The 19,572-nt window shown below is 76.9% G+C and carries 19 protein-coding genes; 5 read left to right on the top strand and 14 right to left on the bottom strand.

Annotated elements, in window-relative coordinates:
- The first annotated feature begins 17 nt into the window (after positions 1-17).
- Positions 18-1,172: a S8 family peptidase gene (locus BMZ33_RS11570; protein WP_091110305.1), complete on the top strand. Its 1,155-nt coding sequence runs from the start codon at positions 18-20 to the stop codon at positions 1,170-1,172.
- Between the two features lie 82 nt (positions 1,173-1,254).
- On the opposite strand, the gene BMZ33_RS11565 is transcribed toward BMZ33_RS11570, so the two are convergent.
- From BMZ33_RS11565 to BMZ33_RS11555, 3 genes are read right to left on the bottom strand one after another with little or no spacing between them, the layout of a single operon-like run.
- On the bottom strand, positions 1,255-2,289 hold the full coding sequence (locus tag BMZ33_RS11565; protein WP_169064192.1) for a threonine aldolase family protein: 1,035 nt from the start codon (positions 2,287-2,289) through the stop codon (positions 1,255-1,257).
- Entirely contained in the window at positions 2,282-3,619 is a 1,338-nt protein-coding gene (locus tag BMZ33_RS11560) for a class II 3-deoxy-7-phosphoheptulonate synthase (protein WP_091110302.1), read from the bottom strand. Before BMZ33_RS11560 ends, BMZ33_RS11565 begins: the two co-directional genes overlap by 8 nt.
- Before the next feature lie 41 nt (positions 3,620-3,660).
- The gene (locus BMZ33_RS11555) at positions 3,661-4,683 is read right to left on the bottom strand and encodes an ATP-dependent 6-phosphofructokinase (RefSeq protein ID WP_091110907.1); all 1,023 of its coding nucleotides are present in this window, start codon (positions 4,681-4,683) and stop codon (positions 3,661-3,663) included.
- Between the two features lie 99 nt (positions 4,684-4,782).
- Between BMZ33_RS11555 and BMZ33_RS11550 the strand changes: the two genes are divergently transcribed.
- Together BMZ33_RS11550 and BMZ33_RS11545 are read left to right on the top strand one after the other, a co-directional pair.
- The gene (locus BMZ33_RS11550) at positions 4,783-5,178 is read left to right on the top strand and encodes a PaaI family thioesterase (protein ID WP_091110299.1); all 396 of its coding nucleotides are present in this window, start codon (positions 4,783-4,785) and stop codon (positions 5,176-5,178) included.
- A gap of 110 nt (positions 5,179-5,288) precedes the next feature.
- Complete coding sequence (locus tag BMZ33_RS11545; RefSeq protein ID WP_169064191.1) at positions 5,289-7,448, top strand: methyl-accepting chemotaxis protein; 2,160 nt, start codon at positions 5,289-5,291, stop codon at positions 7,446-7,448.
- A gap of 17 nt (positions 7,449-7,465) precedes the next feature.
- Here BMZ33_RS11545 and BMZ33_RS11540 read toward each other — a convergent pair whose 3' ends face one another.
- The 5 genes from BMZ33_RS11540 to BMZ33_RS11520 all read right to left on the bottom strand — a co-directional run bounded on the left by BMZ33_RS11540 (position 7,466) and on the right by BMZ33_RS11520 (position 11,291).
- Positions 7,466-8,098, bottom strand: a complete 633-nt coding sequence (locus BMZ33_RS11540) for a hypothetical protein (RefSeq protein ID WP_091110296.1) — start codon at positions 8,096-8,098, stop codon at positions 7,466-7,468.
- The gene (locus tag BMZ33_RS11535) at positions 8,095-8,487 is read right to left on the bottom strand and encodes an STAS domain-containing protein (protein WP_136697283.1); all 393 of its coding nucleotides are present in this window, start codon (positions 8,485-8,487) and stop codon (positions 8,095-8,097) included. The genes BMZ33_RS11540 and BMZ33_RS11535 overlap by 4 nt, the downstream gene beginning before the upstream one ends.
- A gap of 117 nt (positions 8,488-8,604) precedes the next feature.
- Positions 8,605-9,093 carry a polyadenylate-specific 3'-exoribonuclease AS gene (locus BMZ33_RS11530; RefSeq protein WP_091110902.1) on the bottom strand — a complete coding sequence of 163 codons (489 nt, stop codon included), beginning with the start codon at positions 9,091-9,093 and terminating at the stop codon, positions 8,605-8,607.
- 29 nt (positions 9,094-9,122) lie between these two features.
- Complete coding sequence (locus tag BMZ33_RS11525; RefSeq protein WP_169064190.1) at positions 9,123-10,418, bottom strand: cation:proton antiporter domain-containing protein; 1,296 nt, start codon at positions 10,416-10,418, stop codon at positions 9,123-9,125.
- A 111-nt stretch (positions 10,419-10,529) separates the two neighbouring features.
- Positions 10,530-11,291 carry a lysophospholipid acyltransferase family protein gene (locus BMZ33_RS11520; RefSeq protein WP_169064189.1) on the bottom strand — a complete coding sequence of 254 codons (762 nt, stop codon included), beginning with the start codon at positions 11,289-11,291 and terminating at the stop codon, positions 10,530-10,532.
- Positions 11,292-11,452: 161 nt separating this feature from the next.
- Here BMZ33_RS11520 and BMZ33_RS11515 point away from each other — a divergent pair, with 161 nt between their 5' ends.
- Complete coding sequence (locus BMZ33_RS11515) at positions 11,453-12,124, top strand: hypothetical protein (RefSeq protein WP_091110288.1); 672 nt, start codon at positions 11,453-11,455, stop codon at positions 12,122-12,124.
- Between the two features lie 5 nt (positions 12,125-12,129).
- Here the strand turns inward: BMZ33_RS11515 and BMZ33_RS11510 are convergent, their stop codons facing one another.
- Genes BMZ33_RS11510 through BMZ33_RS11495 form a run of 4 tightly spaced genes read right to left on the bottom strand, consistent with a single transcriptional unit; the run spans position 12,130 to position 15,140 of the window.
- The gene (locus BMZ33_RS11510; protein WP_091110286.1) at positions 12,130-13,131 is read right to left on the bottom strand and encodes an ROK family glucokinase; all 1,002 of its coding nucleotides are present in this window, start codon (positions 13,129-13,131) and stop codon (positions 12,130-12,132) included.
- Positions 13,132-13,488 (bottom strand): hypothetical protein, encoded by a 357-nt coding sequence (locus tag BMZ33_RS11505; RefSeq protein WP_091110284.1) that lies wholly within the window; start codon positions 13,486-13,488, stop codon positions 13,132-13,134.
- Positions 13,485-14,702 (bottom strand): ArsA family ATPase, encoded by a 1,218-nt coding sequence (locus BMZ33_RS11500; protein ID WP_091110281.1) that lies wholly within the window; start codon positions 14,700-14,702, stop codon positions 13,485-13,487. Before BMZ33_RS11500 ends, BMZ33_RS11505 begins: the two co-directional genes overlap by 4 nt.
- A gap of 6 nt (positions 14,703-14,708) precedes the next feature.
- On the bottom strand, positions 14,709-15,140 hold the full coding sequence (locus tag BMZ33_RS11495) for an SRPBCC family protein (RefSeq protein ID WP_091110278.1): 432 nt from the start codon (positions 15,138-15,140) through the stop codon (positions 14,709-14,711).
- Between the two features lie 154 nt (positions 15,141-15,294).
- On the opposite strand from BMZ33_RS11495, the gene BMZ33_RS11490 reads away from it, so the two are divergent.
- Positions 15,295-17,088 carry an AMP-dependent synthetase/ligase gene (locus BMZ33_RS11490; protein ID WP_091110273.1) on the top strand — a complete coding sequence of 598 codons (1,794 nt, stop codon included), beginning with the start codon at positions 15,295-15,297 and terminating at the stop codon, positions 17,086-17,088.
- 10 nt (positions 17,089-17,098) lie between these two features.
- On the opposite strand, the gene BMZ33_RS11485 is transcribed toward BMZ33_RS11490, so the two are convergent.
- Both BMZ33_RS11485 and BMZ33_RS11480 read right to left on the bottom strand, forming a co-directional pair.
- On the bottom strand, positions 17,099-18,241 hold the full coding sequence (locus BMZ33_RS11485; protein ID WP_091110270.1) for a glycosyltransferase family 4 protein: 1,143 nt from the start codon (positions 18,239-18,241) through the stop codon (positions 17,099-17,101).
- Positions 18,238-19,518, bottom strand: a complete 1,281-nt coding sequence (locus BMZ33_RS11480; RefSeq protein ID WP_091110267.1) for a M48 family metalloprotease — start codon at positions 19,516-19,518, stop codon at positions 18,238-18,240. The genes BMZ33_RS11485 and BMZ33_RS11480 overlap by 4 nt, the downstream gene beginning before the upstream one ends.
- Positions 19,519-19,572 lie beyond the last annotated feature (54 nt).

Below are 19,572 nucleotides of genomic sequence, written 5' to 3'. Positions count from 1 at the left end.
GAACCGAGGAGCCGTCCTTGCCCACTCGTCGCACCCTGGTCGCCGGCGCCGTCGCCGCCCTGGCGACCACCGGCCTCGGCGTCACCGCCGGTCCCGCCGCGGCCGCGCCGGCCGACGGACCGCGCGCCACCTACGTCGTCACCGTCGACCGCGCCACCCTCCCCGAGCAGGCGGCGGAGCGGGCCCGCGGGCTCGGCGGGTCGATCGACCACGTCTACACCGCGGCCCTGCGCGGCTACGCCGTCACCCTGCCGGAGACCGCCGCGAGCCGGCTGGCCGCCCAGCCCGGCGTCGTCGCCGTGGAGCGCGACCAGGTGCTCGGCGTGGAGGCCACGCAGACCGGTGCCCCCTGGGGCCTCGACCGCATCGACCAGCAGGCCCTGCCCCTCGACAGCAGGTACACCTACACCGCCACCGGCGCCCGGGTGACCGCCTACGTCATCGACACCGGGATCCGCTCGACGCACACCGAGGTCGCCAACAGCTTCCGGGCGGGCTACAACGCGGTCAGCGGGCGCAACACCACCGAGGACTGCAACGGCCACGGCACCCACGTCGCCGGCACCATCGGCGGCACCACCCACGGGGTGGCCAAGGACGTCACGCTGGTGCCGGTCCGGGTGCTGGGCTGCACCGGCAGCGGGACCACCTCGGGGGTGGTCGCCGGCATCGACTACGTCACCCGGGACCACGCTCCCGGCGCACCCGCGGTGGCGAACATGAGCCTGGGCGGCGGTCTGAGCACGGCCATCGACAACGCGGTCAAGGCCTCGATCACCGACGGCGTCACCTACGCCGTCGCCGCCGGCAACGAGAGCGCCAACGCGTGCACCACCTCGCCGGCGAACGTGCCGGCGGCGCTCACCGTGGCCGCCAGCGACCGCGACGACGCCTCCGCCTCCTTCACCAACCACGGCACCTGCGTGGACCTCTACGCGCCGGGCGTCGGCATCACCAGCGCCTGGCACACCAGCAACACGGCGACCAACACGATCAGCGGGACCTCGATGGCCACCCCGCACGTGGCCGGTGTCGCCGCGCTGTTCCTGCAGGGCGCCCCGACGGCCTCCCCCGCGGCGGTCGCCTCGGCCGTCACCGGCGGCGCGACCGCGGGCCGGATCGCGGGCGAGCCCACGGGCACGCCGGACCTGCTGCTCCGCAGCACCTACTGAGCCGGTCGACGGTGTGCGCTGCTGCCCGGTCCTGACCGCAGGAACGGAGCGTCGGCGCACACCGTCGCCGTGTGGGGTCCGCCTAGCGGTCGAGGAGGTCCGCGAGGACGTCGCCGGCCCGGTCGACGGCGGCCCGGTCGACGTCGAGGTGGGTGACCAGCCGGACGCGCCGCGGGCTCACCTGCGACACGAGCACGCCGCGGGCCTTGGCCGCCTCGGCGACGACGGGCGCGGCGACGTCGTCGAGCACCACCATGTTGGTCTCCACCGTGGCCGGGTCGACGCCGAGCCGCTTGGCCAGCACCTGGGCGTGCTCGTGGTCCTCGGCCAGCCGGGGCAGGTGGTGGTCCAGCGCGTACAGCCCGGCCGCGGCCAGCACGCCGACCTGCCGCATCCCGCCGCCGAGCCGCTTGCGCCACAGGCGGGCCGCGGCGATGCGCTCGGCCGAGGCCACCAGCACCGAGCCCACCGGCGTGCCCAGGCCCTTGGACAGGCACACCGACGCGGTGTCGGCCAGGCGGCCGTAGGTGGCCAGGTCCAGCCCGGAGGACGCGGCGGCGTTCCAGACCCGCGCGCCGTCGAGGTGGACGGCGACTCCCGCGCCGCGCGACCAGGCGAACAGCCGCTCGAGCTCGGCCAGCGGCTGCACCCGCCCGCCGCCGCGGTTGTGCGTGTTCTCCACGGCGACGGCCGCGGTGGCGGTCAGGTGCCAGTCGTCGCGCGGGCGCACCTGGGCGATCAGCGCGTCGGCGTCGAGCAGCCCGCCGGCGGAGACCACGGTGCGGGTGGAGATGCCGAACACCGCGGCCGCCGCGCCCATCTCGTAGGTCACCACGTGCGCGTCGGCGTCGCAGAGCACCTCCTGGCCCGGCTCGCAGACCAGCCGCATGCCGATCTGGTTGCCCATGGTCCCCGAGGGCACGAACAGCGCCGTCTCGTGGCCGAAGAGGTCGGCCACCCGCTCCTCGAGCTCCCGGACCGCGGGGTCCTCGCCGTAGACGTCGTCGCCCACCTCGGCCTCGGCCATGGCCCGGCGCATGCCCGGCGTCGGGCGGGTGACGGTGTCCGAGCGCAGGTCGACGACGGCGGGGTGGGTGGGGGCAGCGAGGTCAGCCACGCAGCATCTCCGCCACCAGGAAGGCCAGCTCCAGCGACTGCCCGGTGTTCAGCCGCGGGTCGCACGCGGTCTCGTACCGGCTGTTGAGGTCCTCGTCGCTGATCTCCATCGCCCCGCCGAGGCACTCGGTGACGTCCTCGCCGGTCAGCTCGACGTGGATGCCGCCGGGCCAGGTGCCCAGCGCCCGGTGGACGGCGAAGAAGCCGAGCACCTCGTCGACGACGCGGTCGAAGTGCCGCGTCTTGTAGCCGGTGGGCGACTCGTGGGTGTTGCCGTGCATCGGGTCGCACTGCCACACGACCTGGTGGCCGCTGGCGGTGACCTTCTCCACGATCGGCGGCAGCACGTCGCGGATCTTCCCGTTGCCCATCCGGCTGATCAGCGTGAGCCGGCCGGGGACGCCGTCGGGGTCGAGCCGCTCGACGAGCTCGGTGGCCTGCTCGGGCGTCGTCGTCGGACCGATCTTGACGCCGATCGGGTTGGCGATCCGCGACATGAACTCCACGTGCGCGCCGTCGAGCTGGCGGGTGCGCTCACCGATCCAGACGAAGTGCGCCGAAGCGGCGTAGGGCCGGCCGTCGTGCACCCGCAGCAGCGCCTGCTCGTAGTCGAGGATCAGCGCCTCGTGGCTGTTGTAGAGCTCCACGCCGCGCAGCGCCGTGTCGTCGACGCCGCAGGCCTTCATGAACGCCAGCGCCCGGTCGATCTCGCGGGCGATGACCTCGTAGCGGACACCGGCCGGGGAGGAGGCGACGAAGTCCTTGTTCCAGTCGTGGACGGCGTGCAGGTCGGCCAGGCCGCCGCGGGCGTAGGCGCGGATCATGTTCATCGCCGCCGCCGAGTTGGCGTAGGCGCGCACCAGCCGGCCCGGGTCGGGGATGCGCTTCTCCAGCACCGGCTCGAGCGAGTTGACCATGTCGCCGCGGTAGGAGGGCAGGCCGAGGGCGTCGGTGTCCGACGAGCGCGGCTTGGCGTACTGCCCGGCCACGCGGCCCACCTTCACCACCGGCACGCTGGCGCCGTAGGTGAGGACGACGGCCATCTGCAGCAGCGTGCGGGTCGTGCTCTGCAGGTGCGGCTCGGTGTTGAGGTCGAAGGTCTCCGCGCAGTCCCCGCCCTGCAGCAGGAAGGCCCTCCCCCGGGCGACGTCGGCCAGCCGGCCGCGCAGCTCGTCGACCTCGCTGGGCGCCACGATCGGCGGCACCGTCGACAGCGTGGACAGCACGGCGTCGAGGGCGGCGCGGTCGGGCCACGTCGGCTGCTGGGCGGCGGGCAGCTCCCGCCACCGGTCGAGACCGGGCACCAGCTGCGCAGGATCGAGCAGAGTCACGCACCGAGGGTACGGCGGCGGCCCGGCCCGGCCGACAGGCGTCAGCCGAAGAACACCTCCGCCTCGGCGTAGCGCTCCAGCGGCACGAGCTTGAGCCGGGCGGTGGCCTCGGCGATCGGCACCGGGACGACGTCGGTCCCCCGCAGCGCCACCATCACCCCCGACAGCCCCGCCTGGACGGCGTCGACCGCGGCCAGGCCGAAGCGCGTGGCCAGCACCCGGTCGAAGGCCGAGGGCGTGCCGCCGCGCTGGACGTGCCCGAGCACCACCGCCCGGGACTCCCGGCCGGTGCGCTCCTCGAGGACGGCGGCCAGCGCCGCGCCGATGCCGCCGAGGCGGACGTGACCGAACGCGTCGGTCTGCCCGCTGGAGGTGACCAGCCCGCCGTCGGCCGGCCGCGCGCCTTCCGACACCACCACGATCGGCGAGTAGCCGGACTCGAAGCGGTGCAGGCAGTGCGCCACCACGGCGTCGACGTCGAAGGGCCGCTCCGGGACCAGCACCACGTTGGCCCCGCCGGCCATCCCCGCGTGCAGCGCGATCCACCCGGCGTGCCGGCCCATGACCTCGACGACGAGCGTGCGGTGGTGGCTGTCGCCCGTGGTGTGCAGCCGGTCGATGGCCTCCATCGCCACGCCGACCGCGGTGTCGAAGCCGAAGGTGTAGTCGGTGCCGTCGAGGTCGTTGTCGATGGTCTTGGGCACGCCGACCACCCGGACGCCGCTGCCGGCCAGCCGGGCGGCGACGCCGAGGGTGTCCTCGCCGCCCACCGGCACCAGCGCGTCGACGCCGTGCGCGGCCAGGCAGCCCAGCACCCGCTCCGGGCCGCCCTCGAGCGCGTACGGGTTGGTGCGCGAGGTGCCGAGCACGGTGCCGCCTCGGGGCAGCAGCCCGCGGACGGCGGCCACGTCGAGGGGCACGGCGTCGTCCTCGAGCAGGCCGCGCCAGCCGTCGCGGAACCCGACGACCTCGTCGCCGGAGCCGGTCGCCTTCCGGACCACGGCCCGGATGACGGCGTTGAGACCGGGGCAGTCCCCACCGCCGGTCAGGATCCCGATGCGCACCACGCCTCCCGGGGGACGAACCGCAGGTCAGGACCGATCCTGCCGCAGCCGGGTGACCGCGGTCACCGTGCACACGCCCGGGACCGGCAGGATCGCCCCGTGGACCCGGCCGACCTGCTCGCGCTCATGCCCTTCGCCGTCGCCACCGGCGTGCAGCTCGACACCGCCGCGCCCGGGGAGGTCACCGGCCGGCTGCCGTGGGCGCCGCAGCGGTGCACCGCCGGCGGGGTGCTGCACGGCGGGGCGCTCATCACCCTGGCCGATACCGTCGGTGCGGTGTGCGCCTTCCTCAACCTGCCGCCCGGCGCGTCGACGTCGACGCTCACCTCGGCCACCTCGCTGCTGCGCGCCGTTCGCGGCGGCACCGCGCACGCCACGGCGCGGCCGCTGCACGTGGGGCGCTCGACGGTCGTCGTGCTCACCGAGGTGACCGACGACGACGGCCGCCCGGTGGCCTCGGTGACCCAGACCCAGGCGGTCCTCGGCCCCGCCTGAGATCCCGCCGGGGTCTCGCCGGCGTCCCGGCCCGTCCCAGCCGTCCCGCCCGCCACACCCCCCGGGGTTCCGGTACAGGTGCGGCCGCGGGCTGCCGACCCTGCCGCCGCGTGCCGGGACCACCGGCCGGCCGGGAGGGGGACGACGTGCGGGTGCGCGGGCAGTGGGGCATCAGGACGAAGGTGGTGGCCCTGGCGGTCGCCAGCGTCACCGCGACCGGTGCGGCCATGGCCGGGGTGAGCGCCTGGCAGAGCGCCCGCTTCGCCGACGAGACCGAGCGCTCGGTCGCCGAGCTGGTCGAGGAGAGCGTGGCGCGCACCGCGGCGGGCGTGCACGACGTCGTCGCCACCCAGGGCGCGTCCACCGCCGCGCAGGTCGACAGCGACCTCGCCGTCGCGCTGCACGTGCTGGCCACCTCCGGCGGCCTGGCCGTCGGCGGGCCGGGCGGACCCGTGCGCTGGGAGGCGAGGAACCAGCTCAGCGGCGAGGTGACCCCCCTCGACCTGCCACGGGTCACCGTGGGCGGCGCGTGGCTGGGCCAGAACACCGACCCCGCGGTGCCAACCGCCGTGGTCGACCAGGTCAAGGCGCTGGTCGGCGGCACCGCCACGCTGTTCCAGCGGACGCCGTCGGGCGACATGCTCCGCGTGGCCACCAACGTCACCGGCACCACCGGCGCCCGCGCGATCGGCACCTTCATCCCCGCGACGAACCCCGACGGGCAGCCCAACCCGGTCGTGTCCACGGTGCAGTCCGGGCAGACCTACCGCGGCAACGCCTTCGTCGTCGACTCCTGGTACGTCAGCGCGTACACGCCGCTGTTCGACGGCGCCGGCCAGGTGGTCGGCATGCTCTACGTCGGCGAGAAGCAGGAGAACCTGCCGGCGCTCCGGGAGAGCCTCGAGGCGACCACGGTCGGCGAGCACGGCTACGTCGAGGTCCTCGGCGGCACCGGTGACCGCCGCGGCACCGTGCTGGTCAGCCGGGACGGCGCCCGCGACGGCGAGCAGCTGGCCGAGGCCACCGACGCCGACGGCCGGGCCCACGTGCAGGAGATCGTCGACACCGCCCTGGCGCTCGGCGACGGCGAGCAGGCCACCGTCCACTTCACCGACCGCGAGGCCGGCGCGAGCACCGCGCGGGTCACCTACTACGCGCCGTGGGACTGGGTGGTCGTCACCGTGGCCCGCGACGCCGACTTCACCGGCCCGGTCGACCGGCTCGCCGACGGCCGCAGCGCGATGGTCACCGCGCTGGTCGTCGCCGCCGTCGCGGTCGCGCTGCTCGGCGGGCTGGCCGCCCGGCAGGTGGGCCGCCGGCTCACCGCGCCGCTGGAGCAGCTGCGCGCCCGCATGGCCGAGATCGCCGACGGCGAGGGGGACCTCACCCAGCGCATGCCGGTCACCGGCGGCGACGAGGTGGGCCAGCTGTCGGAGGCGTTCAACCGGTTCGTCGGCAAGGTGGCCGGGACCGTCCGCGACATCGGCCGGTGCGCCCGCCAGGTCGCCGAGTCCGCCTCCGGCGTCGCCCAGGTGGCCGACGGGCTGGCCGGCCGGGCCGCGCGCAGCCGCGACCAGGCCGAGTCCGCGCACGCCGCGGCCAGCGACATCAGCGCCAGCGTGTCCTCGGCCGCGGCCGGTGCGGAGGAGATGGGCCTGTCGATCTCCGACATCGCCCGCAGCGCCGCCGAGGCCGCCGCGGTGGGCCGGCAGGCCGCCGAGCTCGCGCGGGAGACCGAGACCGCGATCGCCACGCTGGGCACCAGCTCGGCCGAGATCGGCGACGTCGTCCGGGTCATCGCCGCCGTCGCCGAGCAGACCAACCTGCTCGCGCTCAACGCCACCATCGAGGCCGCGCGGGCCGGGGAGGCGGGCAAGGGCTTCGCCGTCGTCGCCAACGAGGTCAAGGAACTCGCGCAGGAGGCCGCCCGCGCCAGCGACGACATCGCGCGCCGCGTCGAGGCGATCCAGGCCGACACCGGCGCCGCGGTCGGCTCGATCACCCGCATCGCCGAGGTCGTGCACGCGATGAACGACCACCAGCTGACCATCGCCAGCGCGGTCGAGGAGCAGACGGCGACCACCCGCGAGCTGACCCGCAGCGTCGCCGCGGCCGCCGACGGCGCGGGCTCGGTGTCGGGCACGCTCACCGTCGTCAGCGCCGACGCCCGCGACAGCGCCGACGACGTCGACCGGGCCCGCACCAGCGCGGGCGAGCTCGACCGGCTCTCCCAGGAGCTGACCCGGCTGGTGGGCGCGTTCACCGTGTGACCCGCGCCCGGGCGGCGTCAGCGGGGCGCGTCCTGGCCGGACCAGTGCTCGGGTGGGTCCGCGGACCCCTGGTGCAGCCACTGGGCGAGACCGGCGGGGTCGCGGCTGGCGAACTCGTCGAGCAGGACCCCGCGCACGGCGAGGGCGTCGGCCCGGGCACCCGGCCGGGCGCCCGGGCCGAGGGCCTCCTCGGTCAGCCGCCACTGCACGCACAGCTCGGCCAGGGACAGCTCTCCCGCGGCGGCGCGCACCGCCTCGACGGGGGCGCGCTCGAGCGCACGGCCCAGGGCGTCGACGGCGACGACCCCGCCCAGCACGACGACCAGGCCGACGGCGACCGCACCGGCCGACCCGGCCGGCGGCACCCCCGCGAGGAAGGGCACCGCCAGGGCTCCCCAGGCGGCGGCCAGGGCGACCACCCGGCGGGAGCCGGGCCCCTGCGGGGAGCCCTCGTGGCCGATGCCGGCGACGGTCGCGGCGACCGCGGCGCCCAGCGGGACCAGCGCCAGCACCTGGGGCGGCGTCAGGCCGAGCGCCCCGAGCGCGGCCACCGGGAGGACGACCACGAGCAGGGCCGGCCGGGCGATCCCCGCCAGCCGGCGCAGCCGAGCCCTGCTGCGCCGGACGTCCGCGGGGCGCCGGCGGGTCACCGGACGGCGCCGACGAGCCGGGACCGGTCCCGCCGGCGACGGAGGACCGGCGGGAGCCCCCGCACGTCCGGCAGTCCCATCAGCCGGAGCAGCCGCCGGACGGGTGCCGAGGCCGCGACCAGGACGACGTCGCGGCCGAGGACCGGTGCCAGCCCGTGGGTGTCGGCGAAGGGCACGGCCCGCAGGTCGACGGCGACCGGCGTGCCGGCCCGGGCCGCCACGTGCTCGACCACCGCCCCCACCAGCGGGGCGCCGGCGGCGTCGAGTTCGCCGTGCACCTCGACGACCGCGGCACCGCCGCGGTGGCGGACCTCGACCCGGAGGGTGTCCTCCTCCGACCCGGGCGACGGCACGGTGCGGAGCGGTCGGGAAGCGGGGCGCGGGTGCATGCGCCGCACGCTAGGGAGCACCCGGCTGCCGGGGCACCGACCGGGACGGACGAGTCGGCGCCCCGGGGACTGCCGGGTCCCGGCAGTCGGTGCCGGGCCGACGGGACGCGGCTGCCCTCAGCGGTCGCGGGCGGCCTCCATCGCCTGCCAGCGGGCCAGGTTGTAGCGGGCATCGACGAGGGCGTCGTGCGTGCCGGCGGGCTTGGGCGGCAGCCCGGGCCGGCCGGCGTCGTCCCACCGCTGCCGGAGCTCCCGGGTGAACCGGGGCACCGCCCGCGGCAGCGCCGTCATCGGGCCCCACAGCTGGCACAGCGCCACGTGGTCGTAGGCGGCGAACCAGGCCCACAGCTCCACCTCCTCACCGGGGCCGGTGAGGAAGGCCAGCAGGTCGTCGCGGATGCGCCGGCGGCTGCGCCAGGCCCGGTCGGCCGGCGGGGGCAGCTGGTCGAGGACGTTGCGGCGCACCCACGGGATGGCCCGCCGCTCGTCGAACTCGGTGCTGACCGCGTAGAACTCGCGGCCGGTCTCGTCGACGACGCCGATGGAGACGAGGTCGATCGTGGTGCCGTCCTCGATGAACTCGGTGTCGTAGAAGTACCGCCGCACGCCGCCCACCGTAGAGCCGCGTGCGCGGGTCAGGTCGCCGTCGACGGTGCGCGCTCGGGGTCGCCGTGGCGGGCCACCGCCGTGGCCTCCCGACGGCGGTCGAGCCAGCGCATCACCGGCCCGGCGGTGACGCCGTGCAGGACGACCGACCCGACGACGACCAGCACGGTGACCCGCCAGAGCTGCTCGGCGCCGGGGACGTCGGCCTCCGACAGCCCGTAGGCGAGGTAGTAGAGCGACCCGATGCCGCGGACGCCGAAGGAGGCGATCACCCCGCGCTCGGCGTGCCCGGTCCTCCCCCGGGACAGGCCCAGCCAGCCGGCCACCGGCCGGACGACGAGCAGCACGGCGAGGGCCAGGACCACCTCGGCGACCGAGACGCCGGCCAGGATCCCCCGGCCCACCGCGCCCCCGATCAGCACCAGCAGGACCACGGTCAGCAGCCGCTCCAGCTGCTCGACGTGGGCGTGCAGGACCCGGTGGCGGCCGTGGGCCCGCTCGGCCGCGCGCACCGTGCAGGCGCAGACGAACACGGCGACGAAGCCGTAGCCCTGCGCCAGCTCGGCCGTGCCGTAGGCCAGTGACACGCCGGTGAGCGCGATGAAGCCCTCCGCCCGCTCGGCCAGGCCGACGTCCTCGGCCGGCCGGGAGAAGAACAGCGCGCGCAGCACCCAGCCGACGGCGTAGCCGACGGCGATCCCCGCCGCCAGCCGCCACAGCACGTCCACGGCCAGCCACTCGGCCAGCCAGCCGCCCGGCGCCGCACCCGCGGCGGCGATCGCGATCGCCGCGTAGGTGAAGGGGAAGGCGAGGCCGTCGTTGAGGCCGGCCTCGGAGGTCAGCGCGAAGCGCGCCTCGTCCTCGCCGTCGGCCTCGTCGGTCGGCTCGCCGACCTGCACCTCGGTGGCCAGGACCGGGTCGGTCGGGGCGAGGGCGGCGGCGAGCAGCACGGCGGCGGCGGCGCCGAGCCCGAGCAGCCACCCGCCGAGGAGGGCCACCGCGACGACGGTCAGGGGCATCGTGATGCCCAGCAGGCGCCAGGTGGTGCGCCAGCGGCGCCAGCCCACCGGCCGGTCCAGGGCCAGCCCGGCGCCCATCAGCGACACGATGACCACCACCTCGGTGAGGTGCACCGCGACGGTCTCGTGGCGGATCGGGTCGGGCGTGGGCAGCGCCTCGACCAGGGCGAACACGACCGCGCCGACCGCGACGAAGACGATGGGCAGCGACAGCGGCCGCTGGGCGAGCAGGCGGGGCAGGACGGCGGCCACCAGCGTGGCCAGGCCCGCGACCGCGTACGCCAGACCCGTCGGGTCCAGGCTCACCGAGCCGGCTGCCGGTCGCGCGCGGTGCTCCTCACGCAGCGATCCTGCGGGCCCGCGCGGGTCGACGCCCGTCGAACCGGGCCGGTGCCCGGCCGGGGACGGGACCGCCGCTCAGCCGGCGAGCGTGTCCGGGGCCCGGTCGCCGGCCTCGTCGACGGGCGGCTGCAGCCGGCTGACGACGTCCGAGGCGCTGGCGCCGGTGGCGTCCATGGTCCGCTTCACCGTGGCGCCGTAGACGTCGACGTACTCCTGCCCCGACAGCGTCATGATCTCGTACATGATCTCGTCGGTGATCGACCGCTCGACGTAGCGGTCGCCGGCCAGGCCCTCGTAGCGGGAGAAGTCGAGGGGCTCGCCGAAGCGGACGCCGATGCGCACGAGCCTGCGGCCGAACGGGATCCGGCGGGGCGCGTAGGTCATCGCCACGGGGACCACCGGGACGCCGGTCTCCAGCGCCATGCGGGCCACGCCGGTCTTGCCGCGGTAGAGCCGGCCGTCGGGCGAGCGGGTGCCCTCCGGGTAGATGCCCAGCAGCCGGCCCTGGCGCAGCATCTGCAGGCCGGTGCGGATCGCCCCCTCCGCGGCCGTGGCGCTGGAGCGGTCGATGGGCACCTGGCCGGCGCCGGTGAAGAAGGCCCGCCGCAGGAGGCCCTTCACCCCGCGGCCGGTGAAGTACTCCGCCTTGGCCAGGAAGGTGACCCGGCGCCGCAGCGACAGCGGCATGAAGATCCAGTCGGCGGCCGCGAGGTGGTTGCTCGCCAGGATCGCGGCGCCGGTGGCCGGCACGTTCTCACGGCCCTCGACGCGGGGCCGGAACACCAGCTTCGCGACGGGGCCGATCGCCACGAACTTGAGGAACCAGTAGAACAACACGCCTCCCTGTGGAACTGCCAGACTAGGGAGGCGGGAGCCCCGGCGACAATCCGGCCGGGGCACCCGCGCGTCGCCACCCGCGCGCGTGGCGCCGTCGCCGGACGCCGAGGAGGACTCCCCGTGGTGCCAGACCGGCCGACCCGGCGTCCCCGGGGTGGCGCGTGACCGGCCCGCGCCGCGGTCGCGGCCGTCTCGACAACGGCCTGGACGCCGCGCTCTGGGCGCCGGTGCGCGACGTCGACCCGCGGGTGGGCGAGCACCTGCTCGACGTGCTGCGCGAGGCCGGCATCGCCGCCTACCTGGAGCCGGCCGCCGACGTCGAGCCCTACACCCGCACGGTCACCTACCCCAGCCCGCCGGTCGACCGGCTCTTCGTCGACCGCGCCCGGGTGGGCGAGGGCCGCGCGCTGGTCGACCGGCACGCCGACGACCACGCCCCCGCCGAGGCGGTGCGCCGGCCGGCCCGCCGCGACCTCGACGAGGACGTCGAGTGGGCGCGCATCGTGGCCGCGTACGAGGCCGAGCACGGCCGCACCGTGGTCGAGGACGCCCCCCCACCGCACGACCCGCCGCAGGTCGAGCAGGCGGAGCGCGAGGAGCACTACGAGCCGCCGCCGGCCCCGCCGGTGCCGCTGCCCTCCCCCTCGACGCTGTACGCGGTGCTGCTGGCCGCCGCCGGCGTGGTGCTGGTGGGCGCGCCCCGGGTGCTCGGCCTGACCACCGACACCGGCCTGGTGCTCGGCGTGGCCGCGCTGGTGGGCAGCGCCGGGCTGTTCCTCTCCCGCATGCGGGAGCGCTCCACCGACGACGGGGACGACGGCGCCGTCGTCTGAGCGCGTCAGCCGCGGTGCTCGGCGCAGGCGGCGGTGCGGGCGAGGTCGGCGGCCCCGACCAGGCCGGCCTGGGCGCCCAGCGCCGCGGCCACCACCCGGGGGCCGGGCCGGAAGCCGCGCCCCGGCAGGGCCCGGTCCAGCCGCTCCCGCGCCGGCCGCAGCACCATCTCGCCGAGGACGCTCACCCCGCCGCCGATGACCACGACGTCGGGGTCGAGCACGGTGGCCAGGTCGGCGATGCCCTGCCCGAGCCACTCGCCCACGTCGCTGACCAGGCTGAGCGCCACCGGGTCGCCCTCCGCCGCGGCGCGGGCGACGTCCTCGCCGGTCAGCCGGGCGGCGTCGCCGTCCACCCGGTCGAGCAGCCGGGCCGCCGCCGCCGGTGAGCGGGTGGCCACCTCGCGGGCGGTGGTGGCCAGGGCGCTGCCGCTGGCGTACTGCTCCCAGCAGCCGCGGTTGCCGCACGGGCACAGCCGGCCGTCGGGGACCACGCGCATGTGGCCCCACTCCCCCGCGACGCCGTGCGCGCCGCGCTGCAGCTGTCCGCCGGCCACGATGCCGCCGCCGATCCCGGTGCCCAGGGTCACGCACAGCGCCAGCTCCGCCCCGCGGGCGGCGCCGAAGCGGTACTCGGCCCAGGCGGCGGCGTCGGCGTCGTTGCCCACCCACACCGGCCGCCGCAACCGGGCGGCGAGGTCACGGCGCAGCGAGCTGTGCCGCCAGGCCAGGTGCGGGCTGAACAGCACCACGTCGCCGGTGCGGTCGAACCAGCCCGCCGCCCCCACGCCGACGGCGGCCAGCGACCCGCCGTGCGCACCGGCCAGCTCGGTGACCACGTCGGCCACCGCGGCCTCGGTCTCGGCGACCGACGCGGTCGGTGTCGAGCGCCGCGCGGTGGCCAGCACGGTGCCGTCCGGGGCGACGACCCCGCCGGCCACCTTGGTGCCGCCGACGTCGACCCCGAGGGCCGGCAGGGCGGCGGGACCGGCGTCCCCGCTCCCGGCCACTCAGCCGATCTCGATGTGCTGCACCGGTACCGACGCCGGGGGGCCCGCCTCGCCGGGCGCCTCCGCCGGGGCCCGCCCCGGTGTCCCGGCCGGCGGTGCCGGCTGCTGCTCGGCGACGGTGCGCAGTGCGGCGGCCGCGGTGGTCAGCGCGTCGGCCAGCGCCTCGGTCACCTCCGGCCGGCGCGCCACGGCGGCCAGCCGGCAGACCGGGCACCACTGGCAGTTGCCGCCCGGGACGTGCCCGGCGCCCTCCGCGCCCGGGCCCGGGTCGGTCTCGGCCCAGGACCGCACCACCGCCTGCCCCAGCCCGGCGACCACCCGCCGCGCCTCGTCGAGCCAGTCGGCTCCCTCGCTCACCGCGTCCTCCCGATGTCCTCGCCGACGTCCTCGCCGATGCCCTCGCCGACGTCCTCGCTGCCGTTCCCCGCCTGGGCGGCCAGCAGGTCGGCCGGCCACAGCTCCGGATCCGCCGCGAACCCGACCTCGAGCCGGGCGGCGCCGGTCCCCGCCGCGGCCAGGGTGCCCGCGGTCACCACGCAGCGCCGCAGCAGCGCGTCGAGGCGCAGCGACCGGCGGGCGCCGGCGGCGGTGACCACCAGCTCGTCCTCCCAGCGGGTCAGCTGCACGTCCTCCCGCTCGGCGAAGGGCAGCGGCACGGTCAGCCGCCAGCCGCCCTCCACCCGCTCGGGCGCCGGCGCCGCAGGACCCGCGGACGGGCCCGGCAGGTCGGGCAGGAGGGCGGCGAGCGCGCCGGCGTCCTCCGGCGCGGACGCCGTCTCCGGGACCGTGTGCACCGGCGCGACCCCGGCCAGCGTGGCGAGCGCGGCCTCCTGCTCGCCCAGGCGGGCGGTCCACCAGTCCCCGGCGCCGCCCTCGGGCAGCACGCGCACCAGCACGCCGGCCGGGCGCTGCCCGTGCACGGCCAGCGCGGTGGCCGCGCGGCGCAGGTCGGCGGCGGCGGCCGGCCGGGGCAGGGCGACCAGCCAGACGGCGGTCGCGCCGGGGTCGGTCAGCGCCTGCCGCTGCAGCAGTGCCTCGAGCTCCGGGACCGCCTCGAGCACCAGGTCGGCCGCCCCGCGGCGCAGCGTGCCCGCGCGGACGGCGGCGGTGCGGACGGCGGCCAGCACCCGGACCCGCGTCGGCAGGGCCTGCTCCAGCCACCAGCGCAGCGCGCCGGGCAGGGCCACCAGCGCCGCGGCCGCGGCCAGCGGGCCGGCGTCGACGACGACGTCGGTATCGGTGTGGGCACCGTCGGGCACCCGGCCCAGGGCGGCCAGCAGCGCCAGCTCGCCGGTCCCCGGCAGCGGCACCACCGACGTGGCCGGCGGCAGCGCGAGGCCGGGGGCGGCGCCGCTCAGCTCCCCGGCCCGGCCGGCCCAGAAGGTGCCGAAGTCCGCCTGGGGGTCGACCCGGACGACGTCGAGCCCCGGCTGCTCCGCCGCGCCGGAGGGCGGCCGCTGGCCCGTGACGAGGACGGCGCGGCGCCCGGCGCGGGCGGCGCGGACCGCGGCGGCGGCCGCCAGCGTGGTGGTCCCGGCACCCCCGGGACCGGTGAACAGCAGGGTCGGCACGCCTGCTCAGCCCTCGACGCGCTTCTTGAGCTCCTTGAGCGCGGTGTCGAGGATGACCTTCTCCGCCCGCCGCTTGAGCATCCCGATCATCGGCACCGCCATGTCGACGGTGAGCCGGTAGGTCACCTCGGTGCCCCCGCCGGCCTCGACGAGCGTGTAGGAGCCGTCCTGCCGCTTCATGATCTTGCTGCGGACGAGCGTCCAGGACACCTGCCGGTCGCCGTCCCAGGTGTAGTCGAGGACGTAGTCGTCGGTGAGCACCGTGGCGTCGATGACGAAGCGCACCCGCCGGGCGCGGCCGTCCGGCCCGGTCTCGAGCACCTCGACGGTCTTGGCCGCGCCGACCCACTGCGGATAGGCCGGGAAGTCGGCGATCACCGCCATCACCTCGGACGCCGGCGCCGAGACGACGATCGACTGGGTGGACTGCTCGGCCATGCGACGAGGCTAGCCGCTCGGTCCCCGCCTGCCCGCCGGGCGGCCGACGTGCGCCTACTCACCGGTAGCAGCACCCGGTAGATTCGCGCCGACGTGTCCCGCGGTGGGACCGCGGGCACCGGCGCCCCGGCCGAGCGGGCAGGAAGGACCGAGCGTGCGCGAGTACAGCGTCCCGGCGAGGACCCAGGTGGGCCATGACGCGGCCCTCCCCGACCTGCTGGCCGACAACGTCGCCCGGCACGGCGACGACGTCGGCCTGCGGGTCCAGCGCGGCGGCCGGTGGGAGGACGTCACCTGGCGGGAGTTCGGCGACCAGGTCGCCGGCGTCGCCAAGGGGCTCATCGCCGCGGGCGTCGGCCCCGGCGACCGGGTCGCGCTGCAGGCCAAGACCCGCTACGAGTGGCCGCTGCTCGACTTCGCGATCTGGACCGCCGGCGCGGTCACCGTGCCGGTCTACGAGACCTCCAGCGCCGACCAGGTCGCCTGGATCCTCGCCGACTCCGGTGCCGTCGTCGCCGTCGTCGAGCGGCCCGAGCACGCGGTCGCCGTCGACTCGGTCCGCGAGCAGGCCCCCGACCTCGGGCCGCTCTACGTCATCGAGGACGACGCCGTCGGCGCGCTCACCGCCGCGGGTGCTGGGGTGCCCGACAGCGAGCTCGCGGCCCGCCGCGCCACGCTCGACGCCGACAGCCTGGCCACGCTGATCTACACCAGCGGCACCACCGGCCGGCCCAAGGGCTGCGAGCTGACCCACGGCAACTTCCTCTTCGAGATCGACAACGGCATCACGCTGCTGCACCGGCTCCTCGGCGAGGAGGACTCGCTGCTGCTGTTCATCCCGCTGGCGCACGTGCTGGCGCGGGTGCTGCAGGTGGGCGCGGTCAAGACGCGCACCGTCACCGGCCACACCCCCGACGTGAAGAACCTGGTCGAGGACCTCGGCGCCTTCCAGCCGACGTTCGTGCTCGCCGTCCCCCGGGTGTTCGAGAAGGTCTACAACTCCGCGAAGGCCAAGGCCGACGCCGACGGCAAGGGCCGCATCTTCGACCGCGCGGCGCGGGTCGCCATCGACTGGTCGCGCGCGCAGGACACCGGCGGTCCCGGGCTGGCGCTGCGCGTGCAGCACGCGCTGTTCGACCGGCTGGTCTACGGCAAGCTGCGCGCCGCGCTCGGCGGCCGCTGCAAGGGCGCCATCTCCGGCGGCGCCCCGCTCGGCGAGCGGCTCGGGCACTTCTTCCGCGGCATCGGCGTCACCGTCTACGAGGGCTACGGCCTCACCGAGACGACGGCAGCCGCGTCGGTCAACCACGACGAGGCCGTCCGCATCGGCACCGTCGGCCGGCCGCTGCCCGGTGTCGGCTTCCGCATCGCCGACGACGGTGAGGTCCTCATCCGCGGCGGCGTGGTCATGCGCGGCTACTGGAACAACCCGCAGGCCACCGCCGAGGCGATCGACGCCGACGGCTGGTTCGCCACCGGCGACATCGGCGAGATCGACGCCGACGGGTTCCTCCGGATCACCGGCCGGAAGAAGGAGATCCTGGTGACCGCCGGCGGCAAGAACGTCGCCCCCGCGGTCCTGGAGGACCGGCTGCGCTCGCACCGGCTGGTCAGCCAGTGCATCGTCGTCGGCGACCAGCGGCCCTTCATCGCCGCGCTGGTCACCCTCGACGCCGAGGCGCTCCCGCTGTGGCTGCAGTCCAGGGGCCGGCCGGCCGACACCCCCGTCGAGCAGCTGGCCGACGACCCCGACATCCGGGCCGAGCTCGACGCCGCCGTCGCCGAGGCCAACAAGGCGGTGTCCCAGGCGGAGGCGATCAAGAAGTACCGGGTGCTGGGCACCGACTTCACCGAGGACAACGGGATGCTCACCCCGAGCCTGAAGCTCAAGCGGGCCGTGGTGATGAAGGAGTTCGACGCCGAGGTCGAGGAGCTCTACGCCCGCTGAGGCGGGCCGCTCACGGGGCCGGTGGTGCGAGCAGGTCGGCGAAGGTGGCGGCGATCGTCGTCCACGACCAGCGCTGCTCCACCCACGCCCGGCCGGCCGCGCCCACGGCCCGGGCCCGCGCCGGGTCGTCGAGCAGGGCGGTGACGGCGTCGGCGACCGCCGCCGGGTCGCGGGGGTCGCCGACGACGGTGCCGGTCACGCCGTCGCGGACGGCCTCCGGCGCGCCGCCGGAGGTCCCCGCGACGACCGGCAGCCCGCACGCGGCGGCCTCGAGGTAGACCATGCCGAGCCCCTCCACGTCGAGGCCGGCGCGACGGGTGCGGCAGGGCATGGCGAAGACGTCGCCGGCCGCGTAGTGCTCGGGCAGCCGGGCGGGCGGCACCGGACCGGCGAGGACGACCGAGCGCTGCAGGCCCCGCGCGGCGACCGCCCGGCGCAGGTCGGCCTCCAGCGGCCCGCCGCCCACCAGCAGCAGCTGCGCACCGGGGTGCCGGGCGAGCACCCGGGGCCAGGCCGCCACGAGCACGTCCTGTCCCTTGCGGGGCACCAGGCGGGACACGCACACCACCACCGGCCCCTCCCCCAGCCCGTGGCGGCGGCGCACCTCGCTGCCGTCGGCGGCCGGGGTGAACCGGTCGACGTCGACGCCGGGTGAGAGCTGCGCGAGCCGGGTGCGGCCGGCCAGCGCCGGTGCCAGCCGGCCGCGGGTGTACTCGCTGATGTAGGTGAGGACGTCGAGCCCGCCGGCGATGCGGCGCATCACCCCGCGGGCCCCGGGCAGCGCCACCCAGCCGGTCTCGTGGCCGTGCGTGGCGCCGACGAGGTGGCGGACGCCGGCGGCCCGCAGCGCCGGGGCGAGCAGCCCGAGCGGGGCGGCCGCGCCGAAGAAGGCGGTGTGGCACCCGTGCTCGGCGGCCAGCGTGACGGCGGCACGGGCGGTGCCGGGGGTGGGCAGCAGCAGGCCCGTGTCCCGGCGCACGACGCGGTAGGGCAGCCGCGCGTCGTGCGCCTCCCAGCCCGGTGAGCGGGAGGCGAGCACCACCAGCGACTCCGGCGGGCGCCGCTCCAGCAGCGCGGCCACGAAGGTCTGGATGCCGCCCTGCCGCGGGGGGAAGTCGTTGGTGACGACGAGCGTGCGGTGCGGCCGGCTCACCGCTCGCCCAGCCGCAGCCAGTCCTCGGCCAGGGCGATCCGCTGTGCCGTCGTCGGGTGCGACCCGAACCACCACTGCCAGGGCGTCGGCGGGCTCGGGTCGGACACGTTGGTCTCGGCCAGCCGGCGCTGCATCTCGATGAAGGCGGCCGCGTCCCCGGTGAGGTCGAGCGCGTACAGGTCGGCGCGGGCCTCGACGTGCCGCGACACCAGGTTCTGCACCGGGGTGGCCACCAGGGAACCGAGCGAGACCAGCAGCAGCACCAGTGGCACCACGCGGGGGTCCCCGGGCGAGTCGGCACCGGCGCGGCGCAGCAGCGGCGCCCGGGACAGCAGCCAGCCGAGCAGCGCGACCGCGGCGCCGGCCCCCAGCGCCCCCAGGAGCGTCCCGGTGAGGACGTCGTCGGTGGCCACGTGGCCGAGCTCGTGCGCGACGATCGACTCGATCTCGTCGGCGGGCACGTCGGCCAGGAGTGTGTCGTAGAGGACGACGCGGCGGGTGGAGCCGAAGCCGGACACGTAGGCGTTGAGCGCCGTCGTCCGCCGGGACGCGTCGGCGACGAGGACGTCCTGCACCGGGGAGCCGCTCTCCTCGGCCAGCTCCAGCAGGTCGGTGCGCAGCTGGCCGGCCGGCAGCGGCGCGAAGGTGTTGAACGCCGGCTCGATGACCACCGGGTAGAGGAAGGAGCCGGCCACCACCAGCCCGGCGGCCCCGGCCGACGCCCAGGCCCACCACGTCCGCGGCGTGCGCCGGGCGAGCGCGACCAGCACCAGCACGACCAGCGCGGTCAGGCCGGCGTCGATGGCGGTGGAGACGCCGACGTCGCGCAGCCACAGCGGCCAGGAGCGGGTGGACAGCCCGTACCGGTGCCGGACGACCTCGCCGTAGGCCGCCACCGGCAACGTGACCAGCCGGCCCACGACCACCAGCACGACGGTGCCCAGCAGGACCTGCCAGCCCCAGCGCCCGCCCACCGGCCGGCCGGCCGCGGTCACCAGCCGGCTGCCCAGCGGGGTCAGGCCCAGCAGCGCGGAGGTGGCCAGCCCGAGCAGCAGGTTGGCCACCGAGGCGGGGCGGATGTCGGCGGCGAGGGCCTCGGCGCGCGCGAGGACGGCGGCGGGCAGGCCGGCGTCGGCGCTGGCCGGCGTGGCCCCGCCGGGCGGGGTGGGCAGCAGCGTCCAGGGCGTGCGGACGGCGACCACCACGACGAACGCGGCGCCGAGCAGGGCCGCCACGAGGAGGGCGGCCCGAGCGCCGGCCCGGCGCGCACCGTCCACCCGGCCGATCCTAGGTGCCGCCGCGCCCGGGCCCCGGACGGCTCCGGGGACGGC

The sequence above is a fragment of the Geodermatophilus dictyosporus genome (assembly GCF_900115505.1).
Lineage (GTDB): Bacteria > Actinomycetota > Actinomycetes > Mycobacteriales > Geodermatophilaceae > Geodermatophilus > Geodermatophilus dictyosporus.
This window is presented reverse-complemented; position numbering and strand designations above follow the sequence as displayed.